The following is a 19,838-nucleotide window of genomic DNA, read 5'->3' on the forward strand; positions in this document are numbered from 1 at the left end:
TCCGAACAGAGAAGTTAAGCTCAGTCACGCCGATGGTACTGCGTAACAGTGGGAGAGTAGGTAGTCGCCGTTTTTTTTTAGAGAAGCCCCCGTATCTTTCTATCGATACGGGGGCTTTATTGTTTTCAGAAGGATATTACTGATCGGAATCGGGTGAAATGAATATAAAAAAGTGAATATTTTGTCCTAAATACTACATAATGAGGATAATTATTTGTATCTTTGTCGCCCGAATAAATAAAAGAAGCTTTGGGAAAGTTTGATAAATACAAAATAGATTTGAAAGGTATGCAAGCAGATTCATGCAAATATGAATTTGTATTGGATAACCTGTTCTTCGCTAATATTGACGGCCCGGAAGTACAGAAGGGTAAAGTCAATGTTGTTTTGGTTGTAAAGAAAACATCTCGTGCTTTCGAATTGAACTTTCAGACGGACGGAATGGTATGGGTTCCATGCGACCGTTGTTTGGATGATATGGAGCAGCCGGTAAGCTCTACAGATAAGTTGCTGGTGAAGTTCGGACATGAATATGCCGAGGAAGGTGATAACCTTATTGTCATCCCCGAAGAAGAAGGGGAAATCAACGTGGCGTGGTTCATGTATGAGTTTATAGCTTTGGCTATCCCGATGAAGCATGTACATGCTCCGGGCAAGTGTAATAAAGCGATGAGCAGTAAATTAAGCAAGCATTTGCGTACTACTCCGGATGATGAAATGGATGAAGATAGTTTTGTACCGGAAGAAAGTAACGAGCTTGTTAACGATGATACGGAAACTGCGGTAGACCCGCGTTGGGACGAATTAAAGAAAATATTAGATAACAATTAAAGATTAAAGAAAATGGCACATCCTAAGAGAAGACAGTCAAAAACAAGAACTGCAAAGAGAAGAACTCATGATAAAGCAGTAGCTCCTACATTGGCTATTTGCCCGAATTGCGGTGAATGGCATGTATATCACACAGTGTGTGGTGCATGTGGCTACTATCGTGGTAAGCTGGCAATAGAGAAAGAAGCTGCGGTTTAATTTAGCAGTTTGACTAAACTTATACTTGAATATCGGGCGTCTAAAAAGATTTGTAACATTCAAAGAGCAAACCTTTTTAGACCGCCGTTGTTTAAGTGTCTTTATAAGTAAATAAGATTAATGGAAAAAATAAATGCAGTAATTACAGGAGTTGGCGGTTATGTACCCGATTATATCTTGACGAACGACGAGATATCAAAGATGGTGGATACCAATGACGAATGGATTATGACCCGTATCGGAGTTAAGGAAAGACACATTCTGAACGAAGAAGGATTGGGTACATCATATATGGCGCGCAAAGCCGCGAAGCAGTTGATGCAGCGCACCGGTTCCAATCCGGATGATGTTGACCTGGTAATTGTCGCTACTTCTACTCCGGACTATCAATTCCCTTCTATTGCATCTATCTTATGTGACAAGCTCGGATTGAAGAATGCTTTTGCATTCGATATGTCGGCCGCTTGTTGCGGTTTCCTTTACATGATGGAAACTGCTGCGAACTTTATTCGTTCCGGTAGATACAAGAAAGTTATTATCGTAGGCGCAGATAAGATGTCCTCGATTGTGAACTATACAGACCGTGCCACTTGTCCGATTTTCGGTGATGGCGCAGCGGCCTTTATGATGGAGCCGACAACAGAAGAACTGGGTGTTATGGATGCCATGTTGAGAACAGACGGAAAGGGATTGCCTTTCTTGCATCTGAAAGCCGGTGGTTCTGTTTGCCCCCCTTCTTACTTCACGATAGACAATCATATGCATTATCTTTATCAGGAAGGTCGTACAGTATTTAAATATGCAGTATCCAATATGTCGGATATCAGTGCCGCAATTGCGGAAAAGAATAATCTGACAAAAGATACCATTGACTGGGTGATTCCTCATCAGGCCAATCTGCGTATTATTGATGCTGTGGCGCATCGCTTGGAAGTTCCTCATGAAAAAGTGCTGATAAATATCGACCGCTACGGTAATACGAGCGCCGGTACGCTTCCGCTCTGTATATGGGACTTTGAAGAAAAACTGAAGAAAGGCGATAACCTTATCTTTACGGCATTCGGCGCAGGATTTACCTGGGGAGCCGTTTACGTGAAATGGGGCTATGACGGAAAGAAACAGTAATGTAACCGTTATTAACAAAATATGATAAAAAGACGCATCCTATTTCGATTCGATGCGTTTTTTTGTCTTAATTCAAATACGTGAAGATTATGCATAAAGCAGGTTTTGTCAACATCGTGGGAAATCCTAATGTAGGTAAGTCTACATTGATGAATGCACTGGTGGGTGAGCGTATTTCAATTGCTACCTTCAAGGCGCAGACCACTCGTCACCGGATTATGGGCATATATAATACGGATGATATGCAGATTGTGTTTTCGGATACGCCGGGCGTACTGAAACCTACTTATAAATTGCAGGAGTCTATGCTGAACTTCTCCACTTCGGCACTGACGGATGCAGATGTGTTGCTGTATGTGACGGATGTGGTTGAGACACCTGACAAGCATAATGATTTTGTGGAGAAAGTGAGCCACATGGAAGTGCCGGTACTGCTGCTCGTCAACAAGATTGACCTGAGTAATCAGGAGAAGCTGGTGGAGTTGGTGGAAGCGTGGAAGGAGCTGTTGCCGAATGCGGAGATTATTCCTATTTCAGCCGCTACCAAGTTTAATGTGGATTACGTGATGAAGCGGATAAAAGAATTATTGCCGGATTCTCCTCCTTATTTTGATAAGGACCAGTGGACAGACAAACCGGCCCGTTTCTTTGTAAACGAAATTATCCGCGAAAAAATATTGTTGTACTATGACAAGGAGATACCCTATTCGGTAGAGGTCGTTGTAGAGCAGTTTAAGGAAGAAGAAAAGAAGATACATATCAATGCTGTGATATACGTTGAACGTGATTCGCAGAAAGGTATCATCATCGGTAAGCAAGGGAAGGCTTTGAAAAAAGTGGCTACCGAAGCTCGCCGCGATTTGGAGAGGTTTTTCGGGAAAACAATATTCCTGGAGACATTTGTGAAGGTTAATAAGGATTGGCGTAGTTCGGACAAAGAGCTGCGTAATTTTGGGTATCAGCTGGACTAATATTCATACGACTGTGATAGTCGCAAAAAAACAAAGAGTGTAACCTATGGGAAATTTAGTTGCAATCGTAGGACGCCCCAATGTGGGAAAGTCTACATTATTTAATCGCCTGACTAAAACACGGCAGGCCATTGTGAACGAAGAGGCAGGAACGACACGCGACCGCCAGTATGGTAAATCCGAATGGCTGGGACGTGAATTCTCGGTTGTAGATACCGGTGGTTGGGTAGTGAACTCGGATGATATTTTTGAAGAGGAGATACGCAAACAGGTATTGATGGCTGTAGACGAAGCGGATGTGATTCTGTTTGTGGTGGATGTGATGAACGGAGTGACAGACCTGGATTTACAGGTAGCTTCCATTTTGCGCCGTGCGAAGAAACCCGTTTTGCTGGTTGCGAACAAGACCGATAATAACGAGTTGCAATATAATGCTCCCGAATTTTATAGTCTGGGCTTAGGAGATCCGTATTGTATTTCTGCCGTGACCGGTAGCGGCACGGGAGACTTGATGGACCTTATCGTTGGGAATTTCAAGAAAGAGTCCGATGAAATTCTGGATGAGGATATTCCCCGTTTTGCGGTCGTAGGACGTCCGAATGCCGGAAAGTCGTCTATCGTTAATGCCTTTATCGGTGAAGACCGCAATATCGTAACGGAAATAGCCGGAACGACACGTGACTCAATCTATACCCGCTACAATAAGTTCGGTTTTGACTTTTATTTGGTGGATACGGCCGGTATTCGCAAGAAGAATAAAGTGAGTGAAGATTTGGAATACTACTCGGTCATCCGTTCTATCCGTTCTATCGAAAATTCGGATGTTTGTATCCTGATGCTGGATGCTACGCGTGGCATCGAGAGCCAAGACCTGAATATATTCTCGCTTATCCAGAAAAACTCCAAAGGATTGGTGGTCGTTGTCAACAAGTGGGATTTGGTGGAAGATAAGACGGTAAAAGTGATGAAAACTTTTGAGAATGCTATCCGCAGCCGTTTTGCTCCTTTTGTGGATTTTCCGATAATCTTTGCTTCGGCATTGACGAAACAACGTATTCTGAAAGTTTTGGAAGAGGCGCGTACAGTGTATGAAAACCGTATGATACGCATACCGACCGCCCGCTTGAATGAAGAAATGCTGCCGCTTATCGAGGCTTATCCGCCTCCCGCCATCAAAGGTAAGTACATTAAAATAAAGTACATCACGCAATTACCGAATACGCAGATTCCTTCTTTCGTTTATTTTGCCAATCTTCCGCAATATGTGAAAGAACCGTACAGACGTTTCCTTGAGAATAAGATGCGTGAGAAATGGAATCTGACGGGGACACCGATTAATATATATATACGACAGAAATAAATAGCTTGTATAGGCTAAAATAGTTAAAAGACTGGCTCGGCAGGGCCGGTCTTTTTTTATCAGATTGTTTTATTTACATTTGTAATCGTAATAATCGAGATTGCCGTCATACTTGTGCTGCAATCAAATATATCGGGACGATATATATCAATTCTATTAACTGGTTTTATGAAGATAAGTGTCCGGGAATACTGTTCCGGACACTTTTTTATGGAGAATGTTGTACAGACTTAACCTTCGATATTTTGTATCTCCACTTCTTTTACTTTGCGGAAGAGGTCGGAAGCGAAAATGAAGTTATTCAGGCGTTCGTTGGTAGAGGTAAAGATATCGTCTTTACTGCCTTCCCACTCTTTATGCCCTTCGTAGATATAGATGATTTTCTCTCCGATACCCATTACGGAGTTCATGTCGTGGGTATTGATGAGCGTGGTCATGTTGTATTCACGAGTGATGTCCTGTATCAACTCGTCGATAACGAGAGAAGTTTTAGGGTCCAAACCGGAGTTCGGTTCGTCGCAGAACAGATATTGCGGATTCAAGGCAATGGCACGTGCAATGGCCACACGCTTCTGCATACCGCCACTGATTTCACCGGGAAATTTATCTTTCGCTTCGATAAGGTTCACGCGTTCCAGACAAAACATGGCACGACGTGTACGGTCGCGCAACGTATCCGAACTGAACATATTAAGGGGAAACATTACATTATCCAGCACCGTCATCGAGTCGAACAAGGCGGCGCTTTGGAATATCATCCCCATTTCCCGACGCAGGGCCTTTTTCTCTTTCTTTCCCATTGTGAGGAAATTGCGGTGGTCGTATAGCAATTCTCCCTTTTCGGGTGTCAAGAGGCCGACGATACATTTCATCAGCACGGTTTTTCCCGAACCGCTCTGTCCGATGATAAGGTTGGTCTTTCCGTTTTCGAATGTGGCATTGATATCCGTCAGTACCTCTTTCTCTTCAAATGACTTGCAAAGTCCTTTCAGCTCAATCATTCTTACTTGGTTTTGAATTTAGAATCAACTTATTAACCCATTAACAACTGTGTCAATATGAGGTCGGCAAACAGAATCAGCACACTGCTGCATACTACCGAATCCGTAGATGCCTTACCCACCTCGATGGAACCGCCTTCGACCGTATAGCCGAAGAACGCCGATACGCTGGCAATGATAAAGGCAAAAAACAGCGACTTGATGATACCGCACCAAATAAACCATTCTACGAACATATATTGCAAACCGTATTCCAAATCCACAGCCGACATGATACCGCCAAACCAACATGTGCAAAACGCTCCTATGATTCCGGCGAATATACTGAACGTCACCATAAGGGGAATGGTTGATACCATTGCGGCTATTTTAGGTAATATCAGATAGTTGGCAGAGTTGACACCCATAATCTCAAGAGCGTCTATTTGCTGGGTAACCCGCATCGTTCCAAGTTCGGAAGCGATATTCGAACCCACCTTACCCGCCAATATCAGACACATAATGGAAGATGAGAACTCCAGCAGCATGATTTCGCGGGTAACGTATCCCACTGTCCAACGCGGCATAAAAGGGCTTTCTATGTTCAGTTTGATTTGTATGGTAATAACGGCTCCGATGAAAAACGATATTAGCAATACGATGCCGATAGAGTTTACGCCAAGCTGCTCTATTTCATTGATATACTGACGGAAGAACATACGCATACGTTCAGGACGGGCGAAAACACGTCCCATTAGCATAATATATCTTCCGACTGTTCTAAGTGCTTTAATCATGACTCGTAAGTATTTGTCTGCAAATGTACACTATTTCAGCTTATTTTTGCTACATTTGCGCCAGTTTCACCACAGATTACGCCGAATGGCACAGTATTTTTACATAAAACACGATAGGGTTGTCGTAATCTGCGGGGAAATAACGGTCTTGCCGACCGATATTAATCTGTATATGTATAATCTGTGGTGATATAGCGTTATGGAAGAAGAAAGCAAAATGGTACTCCGGACAGAGGATTTGGTGAAAAAGTACGGTAAGCGTACAGTAGTGAGCCATGTTTCTATCAACGTAAAGCAGGGAGAAATCGTTGGACTGCTGGGGCCGAACGGCGCCGGTAAGACTACTTCATTCTATATGACCGTAGGATTGATAACTCCTAATGAAGGACGTATCTTTTTGGATGATTTGGATATTACGAAATATCCTGTGTACAAGCGCGCGCAGACAGGTATCGGTTATTTGGCGCAGGAAGCATCCGTGTTCCGTCAGATGAGTGTGGAGGATAATATCGCCGCCGTATTGGAAATGACGGACAAACCTTTGGATTACCAGAAAGATAAGCTGGAGAGCCTGATTGCGGAGTTTCGTTTGCAGAAGGTTCGTAAGAATAAAGGTAACCAGTTGTCCGGTGGAGAGCGCCGTCGTACGGAGATTGCCCGTTGCTTGGCCATCGACCCGAAATTCATTATGCTGGATGAACCGTTTGCGGGAGTAGACCCCATTGCGGTAGAGGATATCCAACAGATTGTATGGAAACTGAAAGACCGGAATATCGGTATTCTGATTACCGACCACAATGTACAGGAAACCTTGAGTATCACCGATCGCGCTTATCTGCTTTTTGAAGGAAAAATCTTGTTTCAAGGTACGCCGGAAGAGCTTGCCGAGAATAAGATTGTACGTGAAAAGTATTTGAGTAACAGTTTCGTGCTTCGCCGCAAGGACTTTATGGTGTAGGCAGGATGAAAAGGGTGCTGTTGTTTGTAGGGGCGGTATTTCTTTTTGTTTCGGTTATAGGACAGAATACCGCGGAAATCAGGCGTGTCCTTGAAATAACGGACTCGCTTTATTCACTTGGTAAGGTGGATTCCGCATTAATCGTTTGCCGGCAAGCGGCTCCGTTGGTTCGGCAGGAAGAAAATCCCGGTGTTATTGTTTCATTTTATACTTCGCAGGGGGTATACCTGCGTTCTTCCGGTATGTTGCCGGATGCGGTGAAATCTTATGATACGGCTTTGGAATATGTAGGCAGACTGGACGCGACATCGGAAGATGACAGGCAGAGCGCTGTGGTGTTGTATAACAATCTTTCTACTCTGCACATGGATATGAAGTCGCTTGATAAGTCCGAGGAGTATGCGTTGCTTGCAGTTTCATTGGCTGATAAATGTACTGATAAAACTTTTCGCGCACAGATTTATACCGTCGCCTCTTCTGTTTTTATTATCAGAAAACTTTATGGCCAGGCTAAAGAGTATTTGGCGAAGGCGATTGAGTTGTCGCACGAAGAAGGGCAGTTTGATAAGGAATTGGGCGCTCTTACTTATTATATGTTGGTTCTGCAGAAAACCGATAGTTCGCAAAGTGAGATAAACCGATATGCCGGAAAAGCGGATTCTATTCTTCCCCGGGTAAATTCAGTGATGGCTTTGATAAATTATTACCAGATTTTGTTTGTGATCCGGCAAGATAATAAGGATTATCAGGCGGCTATTGCTACCGCTGATAAATTATTAAGTTTGGATGGAATCACAAGCTATCCTTTTCTTTTATATGATATTTATAATAATCTGCACCTGGCATATAAGAGCGTACATGATTATGAACATGCTTATGCGGCTTTAAGCCAAGCGCAGCAATTAAACGACTCCCTGTTTCAAAAAGAAAAGGCAAAACAACTGGAGGAGCTTTCTGTAAAATATGAAAGTAAGGAGAAAGAGCTTGAAATACAGAAACTGAACGAGGAAAAACGGTGGGCTCGCCAGCGTCTGTACGTTGCTTTAGGCGGTTCGGGAGTTATATTGGTGATATCGGGGTTGTTTTTCGCTTATTTCGTACAGCGGCAGAGGTTGCGTGCGGAACGTCAGAAGCGGGAAATGGAAACTCAGCGGCATGAATTTGAACAGTTGCAACGCGTCACGGAGCAGAAACTGACTCGTAACTACCTGGACAAGTTGGAGTATGAACATGCACGTTTGGCTAAAGAACTGCATGATGGCGTGTGTAACGACCTGTTCTCTATGGAAGTAAGTGTAGACTCGCAACAGGGCGTGCAGACGAGAGACTGGATTGCAAATCTGCGGAAAATCAGAGAGAATATCCGTCTTGTTTCTCATGAATTGCTTCCACCTGTTTTTCAGGAAGCTACCATCAATGAGATTATATCCGATTATCTGGAGAGCCTTTCCACGCAGGAATGTCCGATTTCTTTTAAAACTCTCCCGGAAGATGTGGAATGGGCGGTTCTGCCGGATACAATGTCGTTAAATATCTATCGAATTATTCAGGAGGCGGTAAGCAATGCACTGAAGCATGCCTGTGCCACCCGTATTTCTGTCGTAATGGAATGGAAACTGCCCAATCTGGAAATCAGAGTTACTGATAATGGAAAAGGGACTGCAACACACAAACCGGGTATAGGAATACAGACCATGAAAGAGCGTGTAGCAGCTTTAAAAGGTACTTTCACAATAGATTCAACAATGTCGGGCACTACGATAATCGTGCTCATTCCTGTCTTTTAATATAAAAACTACGGTTTCCCGTAGGGTATATGTCGGCGTGTATGTTTAATTTTGTCAAAGATAATATAAAATAGATGACAAATGAAGTTCGACATAGTTCTTATAGATGATCATTCTTTAGTGTTGGAAGGGCTGAAAACTCTATTGAGAGATATTGCCGGCGTAAACAGTGTTTGTACGGTGACGAACGGCACTGAATTACTGAGCTTAATCAAATCACAAATATTCCATATATACATTACAGACCTTGAATTACCGGATATTGACGGTTTTGAGTTGATACACAGCATAAAAGAGAATAATCCTCAGGCTAAAATAATTGTTTGTACCATGCATGAGGAGATATGGATTGTGAATAAGCTAAGGCATCCGGATATCAATGCCGTTGTTTTCAAATCTTCGGGAACCGAGGCATTACGTGAAGCGGTGCGTGCCGTTATGGTGGATGAAAACTATTATTGTCAGCGTTATCAGCAGTTATATAAAGAGAAAAGCCGGCCGGACGATGAAACCGAGTTGCCGGATATGTTGCCTACTTCGCGTGAGTTGGATGTACTGAAAGCAATAGCCCAGGGCATGAGTACCCATGAAATATCCCGGCATCTGTTTATCTCGGAAAATACGGTTGAATGGCATCGGAAAAATCTGATGCTGAAATTTGCTGCGCGTAATGCGACCGATTTGGTGATAAAGGCACTGACGAAAGGTTATCTGACGATTCCACTTTAACGCTACAGCCGGAATAAGTCCTGCCGTTCGTAGGTAGTTTTGATAAACTGAAGCATAGGGCTGTACTTAAAATCATTAATACCATGAAAAAAGTTGTTTTTACGTTAGTAGTATTGTGCCTGTCTTTAATGACACAAAGTGCTTGTTCCGGTAAAAGCGCCAAAGCGGAGCAGGCAACAGAGCAATCCGGTGAACAGGCTGCCGGAGAGAGTGTAGCTTCGCAAAATGAACTGTCAGATAAAATCCTCGGACTGATTGAAGATGCCACGGATAAAGTTAAAGACTGTACCGACCCTGAAAAGGCATTCGCCATTATGGCCGAGACCAGTAAGGCTATCGATAAAGCTTGTAAAGATGCCGGTACGTCTTTGTCGGGTTGGATACAGTCGCTTAGCGATAGTGAGTTGAAACGGTATGAAGATGCCACAGCCAAATTTCAACAGGCGGTAAAACAATAATCTGTATACGATTACTAAAATGAGAATATTATGAAACGATTTTATTATTATGTAATGAGTTTGGCTTTTCTGTGCGCACTTACTGCGTGTAGCGAAGATGATGAGCCTACTCCGGCTCCTCCATCCTCCAAAGGAGTGGAAGCGGTGAACAAGATTGTGGAAGTATTGGAAAAAGACCACAAGGAAGTCAGTGATTTTGTGGAAATTCTGAAAAAGGTCGATGTAGCCAATCTTGAGGAAGATAAATTAACGGTCTTTGCGGTACGCAACGCTACCGCTTCGACGCGTGCTTCGGGAGCGGTTTTGGATTCTGCGTCTATCCAGCGTCACATAGCTAAAGGCAGTTATAAGGAACTTACGAATGTCAAAGGATTGGAATGCATCAATGGAGACAGCCTTCGTGTCACTCGTTCCGCTGATGGCAGTGTATATGTAAATGGAGTGATTATAGAAGGTAATTCCATTGCGGCGGGTAATAGTTATATATTCATCGTTCCGGAAGTCTTGGCGGAACTGCCGGATACTCCGGTAACGCCCGAAACAGACCTGGCGGAGATTGAAGAAGAGTGGGACGCGGTAATCAAGGAGTATTTTGAAGGAATTCTTTCATTGGAACGCATCTTGATTACCGGTTCTGACCCGGAGGCTTTTACTTCGGATGAAACCCTGAAGTTTTATTCCGATTCCTTTTGGAAGCTGGCTTACGCAACGCTGGAGAAAGGCGTGGAATATAGGAAGAGGCTGGATTCAATGACGAAGGACGCGGCGGATTTACTTATTGATATCAACGTAGATATGGCGATAATCCGTTGTCATCTCTACGGATATTATGGAAAATTGCTTAATGGCGGGACGCAGATTCCTCCGGAACAGTTGATTGAGGATTTAAAGAAGTCGATAGACGCGTATCCTTCCCAAGCCAAGCATGCCATGAGTCTTTTGTTGGCAAAAATATATGCGGATAAAGGAGATTGGAATGATGCTTCGGAGTATTGCAAAAGAATAGAGAACGGCTCGTATCAGTTAACTTCTCTTTGGTCTCCCACGGAAAAAGAAGCTTTATGGAGCGGATACGAATATATATCGGAAGATGGTAATGAAGTTCGAATGCCTCTGCCGCTACTTCGCGAAGTTTATTTGCTTGCTGCCATAGCTAACAGCAGGCTTGGTAACCGCACGGAAGGTATGGCATATATCGATCGTCTGACAAAAGGGTTTTTCGAAGGCAAGGAGTATGATACTACGGATGAAAGTCTGGCGTCATTGGCCAGGGTGCTTCTGCAAGGCAATGGCGGGCAGCTGTATCCTTATTATAGAATATTGCAGATTGCTCTGCCTGTAACGGGTGCTCAAGATAAACATCATTATCTTCCCATCCCTCAAAAAGTATTGGATGAAAATCCGGAGATAATCCAGAATCCCGGTTATTGATAAACTCTCTCTCTTCTCTAATAAATAAAAAGAGGATATGTCAAATTGAATGTTGACATATCCTCTTGTCTTTTCTCCTTTAATCTATATGATTAGTATTTCGGAGGTCTTGCTTCTTTTACTACCATCTGGCGGCCGAAGAATTCAGCGCCGTCCAGTTCGGCAATGGCTTTAGCAGCAGCTGCACTGTCTTCCATTTCTACGAATGCAATGCCTCTGAAACGTCCGGTTGCACGGTCCATGATAAATTTAACAGAAGATACTGTACCGTAATCTTCCATAACCTTCTGCAGGTCATCTTCCTTAACACGGTAGTTAAGGTTTCCAACATAAATGTTCATAATGAAAATGTAAATAAATAAAAATAAATAAAACTCTCTTTTAGAAAGACGGCTGAATAATAAAAGGATCACAACGACAGAGAGTTTACAAATACGTTTTTTCAACGGAAGTAAAAACCATGTAATGGAAATCGAGAAACTAATGTGCCATCATTCCGCGACAAAGGAACACATTAATTTCGGATATACAATACTTTTTCTCAATTATTTTTATTTTTCTTGTTTCACGGCAGGGAATAACTCTTTGATTCATACGTTTTTTTGAGCTTACCCGGCCGGTTGTATCTACCGACGGGTAATATGTCTTGCTTACACAGAGATATCTTTCCTTTTGCAACATCCTTTGATTTATAGAGTGGTACGTGTACCAAACATAAGAACCGGGATGGAAAAGTTTTTGGTGAGGGGCGACAGAGGAAATAATTGCCTGTGTTTTTTGATAATTGAAAGATTAACACTAATTTTGCACGCTCAAATTGGAGAACGAAATAAAGTATAAATCAAATAAATAATTGTCAGAATGAACGTTTCATTGCAAAACATTGACAAAGTAAGCGCATTGCTTACTGTAAAGCTTGAGAAAGCAGACTATCAGGAAAAGGTAGACAAATCATTGAAGAACTTCCGTCAGAAAGCTCAAATCCCTGGTTTCCGTAAAGGTATGGTTCCGATGAGCCTGGTGAAGAAGATGTATGGTAAGTCGGTATTGGCTGAAGAGGTTAATAAGCTTCTTTCTGATTCCGTATATAAGTATATTCAAGATAATAAGGTGAATATGTTGGGCGAGCCTCTGCCTAATGAAGACAAGCAGAAAGCTATCGACTTCGACACAATGGAAGAATTTGAATTCCTGTTCGACATAGCTTTGTCTCCGGAATTCAAAGCTGAGGTTGCTGCCGCCGATAAAGTGGATTACTATACGATTGATGTAACCGAAGAAATGGTTGACAACCAGGTAAAGGCTTATACGCAGCGTAACGGTAAATACGAAAAGGTGGACGCTTATGCCGATAACGATATGTTGAAAGGTTTGCTCGCCGAACTGGATGCAGAAGGCAATACCAAAGAAGGCGGTATTCAGGTGGAAGGTGCCGTGATGATGCCGGCTTATATGAAGAACGACGACCAGAAAACTATCTTTGCCAACGCAAAGGTGAACGACGTACTCGTGTTCAATCCTTATGCCGCATGGGACGGTAATGCAGCCGAACTTTCTTCTCTGTTGAAGATTGACAAAGAAGCTGTCGCCGAAATGAAATCCGATTTCAGCTTCCAGGTAGAAGAAATTACTCGCTTCGTGGCAGGTGAGCTGAACCAGGAGATTTTCGACCAGGTATTTGGCGAAGGTGTTGTCAAGACCGAAGAAGAATTCCGTGCCAAGGTAAAAGAAGTTATTGCTAACCAGTTTGCTGCTGACAGCGATTATAAGTTCTTGTTGGATGTTCGTAAAATGTTGATGGAAAAAGTCGGTAAACTGGAATTCCCGGATGCGTTGCTGAAACGTATCATGCGTCTGAATAACCAGGATAAAGACGAAAAGTTCGTAGAAGACAATTACGACAAGAGTATCGAAGAACTGACTTGGCATCTGATTAAAGAGCAGTTGGTGAAAGCCAACGATATTAAAGTTGAACAGGATGACATCCTTAATATGGCAAAAGAAGCTACCCGTGCACAGTTTGCACAGTACGGTATGCTGAGCGTGCCCGAAGAAATCCTCGACAACTATGCAAAAGAAATGTTGAAGAAGAAAGAAAGCATCGAGGGCTTGGTGAACCGTGTCGTTGAAACGAAACTGGCTTCGGCCCTGAAGACTCAGGTAACGCTGGAAAACAAGAACATTTCAGCCGAAGAGTTCAATAAAATGCTTGCATAATACTTTGGCGGGAAACCGCTGGTTTTTATAAAGAAACACAGAGTTTGACAAACTATAACTCTGTGTTTTTTTGTGTCTCTGTGTTCTTTTTCGTTTCTTTGCATTCACATTAAAAATTAAAAACAGAAAGACAATGGATGATTTTAGAAAATACGCTACCAAGCATTTGGGAATGAGCAGCTTGGTGTTGGATGATGTGATTAAGTCACAAGCCGGGTATTTAAATCCCTATATTCTGGAAGAGCGTCAGCTGAATGTAACCCAGTTGGACGTGTTCTCCCGCCTGATGATGGACCGCATTATTTTCCTCGGTACGCAGATAGACGACTATACAGCCAATACCTTGCAGGCTCAGTTGTTGTACCTGGATTCCGTAGACCCGGGTAAAGATATCTCTATCTATATCAACTCTCCGGGCGGTTCGGTATATGCCGGACTGGGCATTTATGATACCATGCAGTTTATCAGCAGCGATGTGGCTACCATCTGTACCGGTATGGCGGCCAGTATGGCGGCGGTGTTGCTGGTTGCCGGAGCGGAAGGCAAGCGTTCTGCGCTGACGCACTCGCGTGTGATGATTCACCAGCCGATGGGCGGTGCGCAAGGACAAGCTTCGGACATTGAAATCACGGCGCGTGAAATCCAAAAATTGAAGAAAGAACTTTATACTATCATAGCCGACCACTCGCATACGTCTTTCGACAAGGTGTGGGCCGATTCCGACCGCGACTATTGGATGACGGCGCAAGAGGCCAAAGAGTATGGTATGATAGACCAAGTTTATACGAAGAAATAAATATGGCAGACTCTAAACGAAACAAAAACAGATGCAGCTTCTGCGGGCGTTCGGAAGATGAGGTCGGATTCCTCATAACGGGAATGAACGGTTACATCTGTGACAGTTGCGCTACCCAGGCCTACGAGATTACTCAAGAGGCTTTGGGTGCCAAGAAAGGCGATGGCGCTACGAAACTGAATCTGAAAGAACTTCCTAAACCGGTAGAGATTAAGAATTTTCTCGATCAGTATGTTATCGGACAGGATGATGCGAAACGTTTCCTGTCGGTATCTGTGTACAATCATTATAAGCGTCTGTTGCAGAAGGCGGGAGATGATGATGTGGAGATTGAAAAGTCCAATATCATCATGGTGGGCAGTACCGGAACCGGTAAGACTTTACTTGCCCGTACCATTGCCAAACTGCTGCATGTGCCTTTCACTATCGTGGATGCAACCGTACTGACGGAAGCCGGTTATGTAGGCGAGGATATCGAAAGTATCCTTACCCGTCTGTTACAGGTGGCGGACTATAATGTGGCGCAAGCAGAGCAAGGCATTGTGTTCATAGATGAAATAGACAAGATTGCCCGTAAAAGCGACAATCCTTCCATTACCCGTGATGTAAGCGGCGAAGGTGTACAGCAGGGATTGCTGAAGTTGTTGGAAGGTTCTGTCGTGAACGTTCCCCCTCAGGGTGGACGCAAGCATCCCGACCAGAAGATGATCCCGGTGAACACCAAGAATATATTGTTTATTTGCGGCGGCGCGTTCGACGGTATCGAGAAAAAAATAGCGCAACGCCTCAATACCAATGTAGTAGGTTATGGCGCGGTGCGTAATACGGCGTCCATTGACAAGAATAACATGATGCAGTATATTGCTCCGCAGGATTTGAAGTCGTTCGGCCTGATTCCCGAAATCATCGGTCGTCTGCCGGTATTGACCTATTTGAATCCCTTGGACCGTACGGCATTGCGTTCCATTCTGACGGAGCCGAAGAATTCCATTATCAAGCAATACGTCAAGCTGTTTGAAATGGACGGTGTAAAGCTGACTTTTGAAGATGCGGTGTTTGAGTACATTGTAGACAAAGCTGTTGAATACAAGTTGGGAGCCCGCGGTCTACGTTCCATAGTAGAAACTATTATGATGGATGTGATGTTTGAAATCCCTTCCGAACACAAAGATAGTTTTGTCGTAACCTTGGACTATGCCCGCCGCCAGTTGGAAAAAGCGAATATAGCGAGACTTCAAAGTGCTTAAAATCAAAAGGTAATACAAATAAGGCTGACTTTTTTGTGTTTTATTGAAAAATATTCGGCGGATTATGCTTGAAATTTAAGAAGTTGTTTATAACTTTGTTAGAGTTCTTGAAAATAAGAAACGTCATGTAGCGGCGTTATTAATTGCTTAACTCAATAAACAACCTAATGAATCATGGCAGGGAAGAAGATTAATTTGACAGACCAGCTGAAGAACTACTTCGGGTTCGACACTTTTAAAGGAAATCAGGAAGCAATCATACAGAATCTGCTGGCAGGTAACGATACTTTCGTGTTGATGCCTACCGGTGGCGGAAAGTCTTTGTGCTATCAGTTACCTTCTTTGTTGATGGACGGCACGGCTATTGTGATTTCCCCCTTGATTGCCCTGATGAAGAACCAGGTCGACGCGATGCGTAACTTCAGCGAGGAAGACGGGATAGCCCATTTCATTAATTCTTCCCTGAACAAGAGCGCGATAGACCAAGTGAAGTCCGATATCCTTGCAGGACGGACAAAACTGTTGTATGTAGCTCCGGAATCTTTGACAAAAGAAGAAAACGTGGAGTTCTTGAAAACAGTGAAGATTTCTTTCTATGCCGTAGATGAGGCTCACTGTATTTCGGAATGGGGACATGACTTCCGGCCGGAATATCGCCGTATTCGTCCTATTATCAATGAAATCGGAAAAGCTCCGCTCATTGCGTTGACTGCGACGGCTACACCGAAAGTGCAGCACGATATCCAAAAGAATCTGGGTATGGTGGAAGCGCAAGTGTTTAAGTCATCGTTCAATCGCCCGAATCTTTATTATGAGGTACGTCCCAAGACTGCAAACGTAGATAAGGATATTATCAAGTTCATCAAGAATAATCCGGAAAAGTCGGGCATCATCTATTGCCTGAGCCGGAAGAAAGTAGAGGAACTTGCTGAAATACTTCAGGCGAACGGGATTAATGCCCGTGCCTATCATGCCGGAATGGATTCGGCCACACGAACACAGAACCAAGACGATTTCCTTATGGAAAAAATCGATGTGATTGTGGCTACTATTGCTTTCGGCATGGGTATTGACAAACCTGATGTGCGTTATGTGATTCATTATGATATTCCGAAAAGTCTGGAGGGATATTACCAGGAAACCGGACGTGCCGGAAGAGACGGAGGCGAAGGACAGTGTATTACTTTTTATACGAATAAAGACCTGCAGAAACTGGAAAAGTTTATGCAAGGCAAGCCTGTTGCAGAGCAGGAAATTGGCAAGCAGCTTCTGCTGGAAACCGCTGCGTATGCCGAATCATCCGTTTGCCGCCGAAAGACGTTGCTACACTATTTCGGTGAGGAGTATACGGAAGAAAATTGTGGAAATTGTGACAACTGTTTAAATCCGAAAAAACAAGTGGAAGCTCAGGAATTATTGTGCACCGTGATAGAAGCTATTCTTGCGGTAAAAGAAAATTTTAAAGCAGACTATATTATAGACATTATACAAGGAAAAGAAACTTCGGAAGTGCAGGCGCATCTGCACGAGGACTTGGAAGTTTTCGGTTCCGGTATGGGAGAAGAAGACAAAACTTGGAATGCTGTTATCCGCCAGGCATTGATTGCCGGTTATTTGACTAAGGAAGTAGAAAACTATGGCTTGTTGAAGGTGACAGAAGAAGGAAAAAAATTCTTGAAGCATCCTAAGTCCTTTAAGATTACGGAAGATAATGATTTCGAGGAAGTGGAAGAAGAAGCGCCGGCACGCGGTGGAGGCGCTTGTGCGGTAGACCCTGCACTCTACTCCATGTTGAAAGACTTGCGTAAGAAGCTCTCCAAGAAGCTGGAAGTGCCGCCTTATGTTATATTCCAAGACCCTTCTTTGGAAGCGATGGCTACTATTTATCCGGTAACCTTGGATGAATTGCAGAATATTCCGGGTGTGGGAGCCGGTAAGGCGAAACGCTATGGCGAGGAGTTTTGCAAACTGATTAAACGCCATTGCGAGGAAAACGAAATAGAACGTCCTGAAGATTTGCGTGTACGCACCGTAGCCAATAAATCCAAGATGAAGGTGGCTATTATTCAGGCTATTGACCGTAAGGTGGCGTTGGATGATATCGCTATGTCGAAAGGAATCGAATTTGAGGAGCTGCTGGATGAAATAGAAGCTATTGTTTATTCCGGCACGAAGCTGAACATCGACTACTTCCTGGAAGATATCATGGACGAAGACCATCTGTTGGATATATACGATTACTTTAAAGAATCTACTACGGACGATATCGATGACGCCTTGGATGAACTGGGAGATGATTTCACAGAAGAAGAGGTGCGCTTGGTACGTATTAAATTCATCTCCGAAATGGCGAATTGACCTCCGGGCTGTGATTTAAAAAAAAGAAAAAAATATTGCGTGTAAATATACGAAATGGAATAAAAACCGTATATTTGCACGCAATAAATTTTAAACGCATAGCCCTATGTCATTTATTGCTGATAAGATTGTAATGGACGGATTGACTTACGACGACGTTTTGTTAATCCCTGCTTACTCTGAGGTACTTCCTAAAACAGTCGAACTCTCGACTAAGTTTTCACGCAACATTGAGTTAAAAATCCCGTTTGTAACAGCCGCTATGGATACTGTTACCGAAGCGAAAATGGCTATTGCCATTGCTCGTGAAGGCGGTATTGGTGTGATTCATAAGAATATGTCTATTGAAGAGCAGGCTCGTCAGGTCGCTATCGTAAAACGTGCCGAAAACGGTATGATTTATGATCCGGTGACTATCAAGAGAGGTTCTTCGGTTGCGGATGCTCTGGATTTGATGTCCGAGTATAAAATCGGTGGTATTCCGGTAGTGGATGATGAAGGATATTTGGTAGGAATTGTTACCAATCGCGACCTTCGTTTCGAGAAAGACCGTAGCAAGCGTATCGATGAGGTAATGACGAAAAAGAATATCGTTACCACCAATCAGACGACAGACTTGGAAGCTGCCGCTCAAATTTTGCAGGAATATAAGATAGAAAAACTGCCGGTAGTCGATAAAGATAATAAACTGGTAGGCTTGATTACTTATAAAGACATCACCAAGGCTAAAGATAAACCGATGGCTTGCAAGGATAGCAAGGGCCGCCTTCGCGTAGCTGCGGGTGTAGGTGTGACAGCCGATACCTTGGAACGTATGCAGGCATTGGTTGATGCCGGAGCGGACGCTATCGTAATCGATACGGCTCATGGACATTCCAAAGGGGTTATTGAAAAATTGAAAGAAGCTAAGGCGCATTTTCCTCATATCGATATTGTTGTCGGTAATATTGCTACCGGTGAAGCTGCCAAGGCATTGGTTGAGGCCGGTGCTGACGGAGTGAAAGTAGGTATAGGTCCGGGCTCCATTTGTACCACTCGTGTCGTTGCAGGTGTGGGTGTTCCCCAGTTGTCTGCCGTTTATGATGTGGCAAAGGCACTGAAGGGCACAGGTGTTCCTCTGATTGCCGATGGTGGTTTGCGCTATTCGGGTGATGTGGTGAAGGCTTTGGCGGCCGGTGGTTACTCTGTGATGATCGGTTCGCTGGTTGCCGGAACGGAAGAATCTCCGGGCGATACGATTATTTTCAATGGTCGTAAATTTAAATCCTATCGGGGTATGGGCTCTTTGGAAGCTATGGAAAATGGCTCTAAAGACCGTTATTTCCAGAGCGGGACGAACGATGTGAAGAAACTCGTACCGGAAGGTATCGCGGCCCGTGTTCCTTATAAGGGAACTTTGTATGAGGTGATTTATCAGCTGACCGGCGGTTTGCGTGCAGGTATGGGATATTGTGGCGCCGCCAATATCGAAAAGCTGCATGATGCCAAATTCACTCGTATTACTAATGCCGGTGTGTTGGAAAGCCATCCGCATGATGTCGCGATTACCAGCGAGGCTCCGAATTATAGCCGTCCTGAATAAAGAATATTCATCC

General features: G+C 43.6%; 18 protein-coding genes. 15 read left to right on the top strand and 3 right to left on the bottom strand.

Annotated elements, in window-relative coordinates:
* Positions 1–249: 249 nt before the first annotated feature.
* The 5 genes from I2F54_RS02630 (at position 250) to der (ending at position 4,485) form a co-directional block, all read left to right on the top strand.
* On the top strand, positions 250–831 hold the full coding sequence (locus tag I2F54_RS02630) for a DUF177 domain-containing protein (protein WP_009122830.1): 582 nt from the start codon (positions 250–252) through the stop codon (positions 829–831).
* Between the two features lie 12 nt (positions 832–843).
* Complete coding sequence (gene rpmF, locus I2F54_RS02635) at positions 844–1,029, top strand: 50S ribosomal protein L32 (RefSeq protein WP_002562387.1); 186 nt, start codon at positions 844–846, stop codon at positions 1,027–1,029.
* A 120-nt stretch (positions 1,030–1,149) separates the two neighbouring features.
* Complete coding sequence (locus I2F54_RS02640; protein ID WP_009122829.1) at positions 1,150–2,154, top strand: beta-ketoacyl-ACP synthase III; 1,005 nt, start codon at positions 1,150–1,152, stop codon at positions 2,152–2,154.
* An 89-nt stretch (positions 2,155–2,243) separates the two neighbouring features.
* The gene (gene era / locus I2F54_RS02645) at positions 2,244–3,125 is read left to right on the top strand and encodes a GTPase Era (protein WP_195500461.1); all 882 of its coding nucleotides are present in this window, start codon (positions 2,244–2,246) and stop codon (positions 3,123–3,125) included.
* Positions 3,126–3,171: 46 nt separating this feature from the next.
* Positions 3,172–4,485 (top strand): ribosome biogenesis GTPase Der, encoded by a 1,314-nt coding sequence (gene der / locus I2F54_RS02650; RefSeq protein WP_009122828.1) that lies wholly within the window; start codon positions 3,172–3,174, stop codon positions 4,483–4,485.
* A 230-nt stretch (positions 4,486–4,715) separates the two neighbouring features.
* On the opposite strand, the gene I2F54_RS02655 is transcribed toward der, so the two are convergent.
* Complete coding sequence (locus tag I2F54_RS02655; protein WP_009122826.1) at positions 4,716–5,486, bottom strand: ABC transporter ATP-binding protein; 771 nt, start codon at positions 5,484–5,486, stop codon at positions 4,716–4,718.
* A 32-nt stretch (positions 5,487–5,518) separates the two neighbouring features.
* On the bottom strand, positions 5,519–6,262 hold the full coding sequence (locus tag I2F54_RS02660; protein WP_009122825.1) for an MlaE family ABC transporter permease: 744 nt from the start codon (positions 6,260–6,262) through the stop codon (positions 5,519–5,521).
* A 199-nt stretch (positions 6,263–6,461) separates the two neighbouring features.
* Between I2F54_RS02660 and lptB the strand changes: the two genes are divergently transcribed.
* From lptB to I2F54_RS02685, 5 genes are all read left to right on the top strand, one after another.
* Complete coding sequence (gene lptB, locus I2F54_RS02665; RefSeq protein WP_004288278.1) at positions 6,462–7,220, top strand: LPS export ABC transporter ATP-binding protein; 759 nt, start codon at positions 6,462–6,464, stop codon at positions 7,218–7,220.
* A 5-nt stretch (positions 7,221–7,225) separates the two neighbouring features.
* Positions 7,226–9,007, top strand: a complete 1,782-nt coding sequence (locus tag I2F54_RS02670) for a tetratricopeptide repeat-containing sensor histidine kinase (RefSeq protein WP_195500462.1) — start codon at positions 7,226–7,228, stop codon at positions 9,005–9,007.
* Positions 9,008–9,088: 81 nt separating this feature from the next.
* The gene (locus I2F54_RS02675; protein ID WP_195500463.1) at positions 9,089–9,736 is read left to right on the top strand and encodes a response regulator transcription factor; all 648 of its coding nucleotides are present in this window, start codon (positions 9,089–9,091) and stop codon (positions 9,734–9,736) included.
* A gap of 83 nt (positions 9,737–9,819) precedes the next feature.
* The gene (locus tag I2F54_RS02680; RefSeq protein WP_009122822.1) at positions 9,820–10,194 is read left to right on the top strand and encodes a hypothetical protein; all 375 of its coding nucleotides are present in this window, start codon (positions 9,820–9,822) and stop codon (positions 10,192–10,194) included.
* A gap of 30 nt (positions 10,195–10,224) precedes the next feature.
* Entirely contained in the window at positions 10,225–11,625 is a 1,401-nt protein-coding gene (locus tag I2F54_RS02685; protein WP_195500464.1) for a hypothetical protein, read from the top strand.
* Positions 11,626–11,717: 92 nt separating this feature from the next.
* Here the strand turns inward: I2F54_RS02685 and I2F54_RS02690 are convergent, their stop codons facing one another.
* The gene (locus I2F54_RS02690) at positions 11,718–11,966 is read right to left on the bottom strand and encodes an RNA recognition motif domain-containing protein (RefSeq protein WP_009122820.1); all 249 of its coding nucleotides are present in this window, start codon (positions 11,964–11,966) and stop codon (positions 11,718–11,720) included.
* 520 nt (positions 11,967–12,486) lie between these two features.
* Between I2F54_RS02690 and tig the strand changes: the two genes are divergently transcribed.
* From tig to guaB, 5 genes are all read left to right on the top strand, one after another.
* Positions 12,487–13,842, top strand: a complete 1,356-nt coding sequence (tig, locus tag I2F54_RS02695) for a trigger factor (protein WP_195500465.1) — start codon at positions 12,487–12,489, stop codon at positions 13,840–13,842.
* 133 nt (positions 13,843–13,975) lie between these two features.
* Complete coding sequence (gene clpP, locus I2F54_RS02700) at positions 13,976–14,638, top strand: ATP-dependent Clp endopeptidase proteolytic subunit ClpP (protein WP_009122816.1); 663 nt, start codon at positions 13,976–13,978, stop codon at positions 14,636–14,638.
* Positions 14,639–14,640: 2 nt separating this feature from the next.
* The gene (gene clpX, locus I2F54_RS02705) at positions 14,641–15,885 is read left to right on the top strand and encodes an ATP-dependent Clp protease ATP-binding subunit ClpX (protein ID WP_009122815.1); all 1,245 of its coding nucleotides are present in this window, start codon (positions 14,641–14,643) and stop codon (positions 15,883–15,885) included.
* 174 nt (positions 15,886–16,059) lie between these two features.
* Complete coding sequence (recQ, locus tag I2F54_RS02710; protein ID WP_009122814.1) at positions 16,060–18,243, top strand: DNA helicase RecQ; 2,184 nt, start codon at positions 16,060–16,062, stop codon at positions 18,241–18,243.
* A gap of 106 nt (positions 18,244–18,349) precedes the next feature.
* A complete protein-coding gene (gene guaB, locus I2F54_RS02715; RefSeq protein ID WP_009122813.1) occupies positions 18,350–19,825 on the top strand; it encodes an IMP dehydrogenase in 1,476 nt (491 codons plus the stop codon).
* Positions 19,826–19,838 lie beyond the last annotated feature (13 nt).

The organism is Bacteroides clarus, assembly GCF_015555825.1.
GTDB lineage: Bacteria > Bacteroidota > Bacteroidia > Bacteroidales > Bacteroidaceae > Bacteroides > Bacteroides clarus.

Coding starts and splice junctions, on each gene's coding strand:
- I2F54_RS02655 (WP_009122826.1), bottom strand. CDS start 5,486: ATGATTGAGCTGAAAGGACTTTGCAAGTCATTTGAAGAGAAAGAGGTA.
- clpX (WP_009122815.1), top strand. CDS start 14,641: ATGGCAGACTCTAAACGAAACAAAAACAGATGCAGCTTCTGCGGGCGT.
- clpP (WP_009122816.1), top strand. CDS start 13,976: ATGGATGATTTTAGAAAATACGCTACCAAGCATTTGGGAATGAGCAGC.
- I2F54_RS02690 (WP_009122820.1), bottom strand. CDS start 11,966: ATGAACATTTATGTTGGAAACCTTAACTACCGTGTTAAGGAAGATGAC.
- tig (WP_195500465.1), top strand. CDS start 12,487: ATGAACGTTTCATTGCAAAACATTGACAAAGTAAGCGCATTGCTTACT.
- rpmF (WP_002562387.1), top strand. CDS start 844: ATGGCACATCCTAAGAGAAGACAGTCAAAAACAAGAACTGCAAAGAGA.
- guaB (WP_009122813.1), top strand. CDS start 18,350: ATGTCATTTATTGCTGATAAGATTGTAATGGACGGATTGACTTACGAC.
- recQ (WP_009122814.1), top strand. CDS start 16,060: ATGGCAGGGAAGAAGATTAATTTGACAGACCAGCTGAAGAACTACTTC.
- I2F54_RS02685 (WP_195500464.1), top strand. CDS start 10,225: ATGAAACGATTTTATTATTATGTAATGAGTTTGGCTTTTCTGTGCGCA.
- I2F54_RS02670 (WP_195500462.1), top strand. CDS start 7,226: ATGAAAAGGGTGCTGTTGTTTGTAGGGGCGGTATTTCTTTTTGTTTCG.
- der (WP_009122828.1), top strand. CDS start 3,172: ATGGGAAATTTAGTTGCAATCGTAGGACGCCCCAATGTGGGAAAGTCT.
- I2F54_RS02680 (WP_009122822.1), top strand. CDS start 9,820: ATGAAAAAAGTTGTTTTTACGTTAGTAGTATTGTGCCTGTCTTTAATG.
- I2F54_RS02675 (WP_195500463.1), top strand. CDS start 9,089: ATGAAGTTCGACATAGTTCTTATAGATGATCATTCTTTAGTGTTGGAA.
- I2F54_RS02640 (WP_009122829.1), top strand. CDS start 1,150: ATGGAAAAAATAAATGCAGTAATTACAGGAGTTGGCGGTTATGTACCC.
- lptB (WP_004288278.1), top strand. CDS start 6,462: ATGGAAGAAGAAAGCAAAATGGTACTCCGGACAGAGGATTTGGTGAAA.
- era (WP_195500461.1), top strand. CDS start 2,244: ATGCATAAAGCAGGTTTTGTCAACATCGTGGGAAATCCTAATGTAGGT.
- I2F54_RS02660 (WP_009122825.1), bottom strand. CDS start 6,262: ATGATTAAAGCACTTAGAACAGTCGGAAGATATATTATGCTAATGGGA.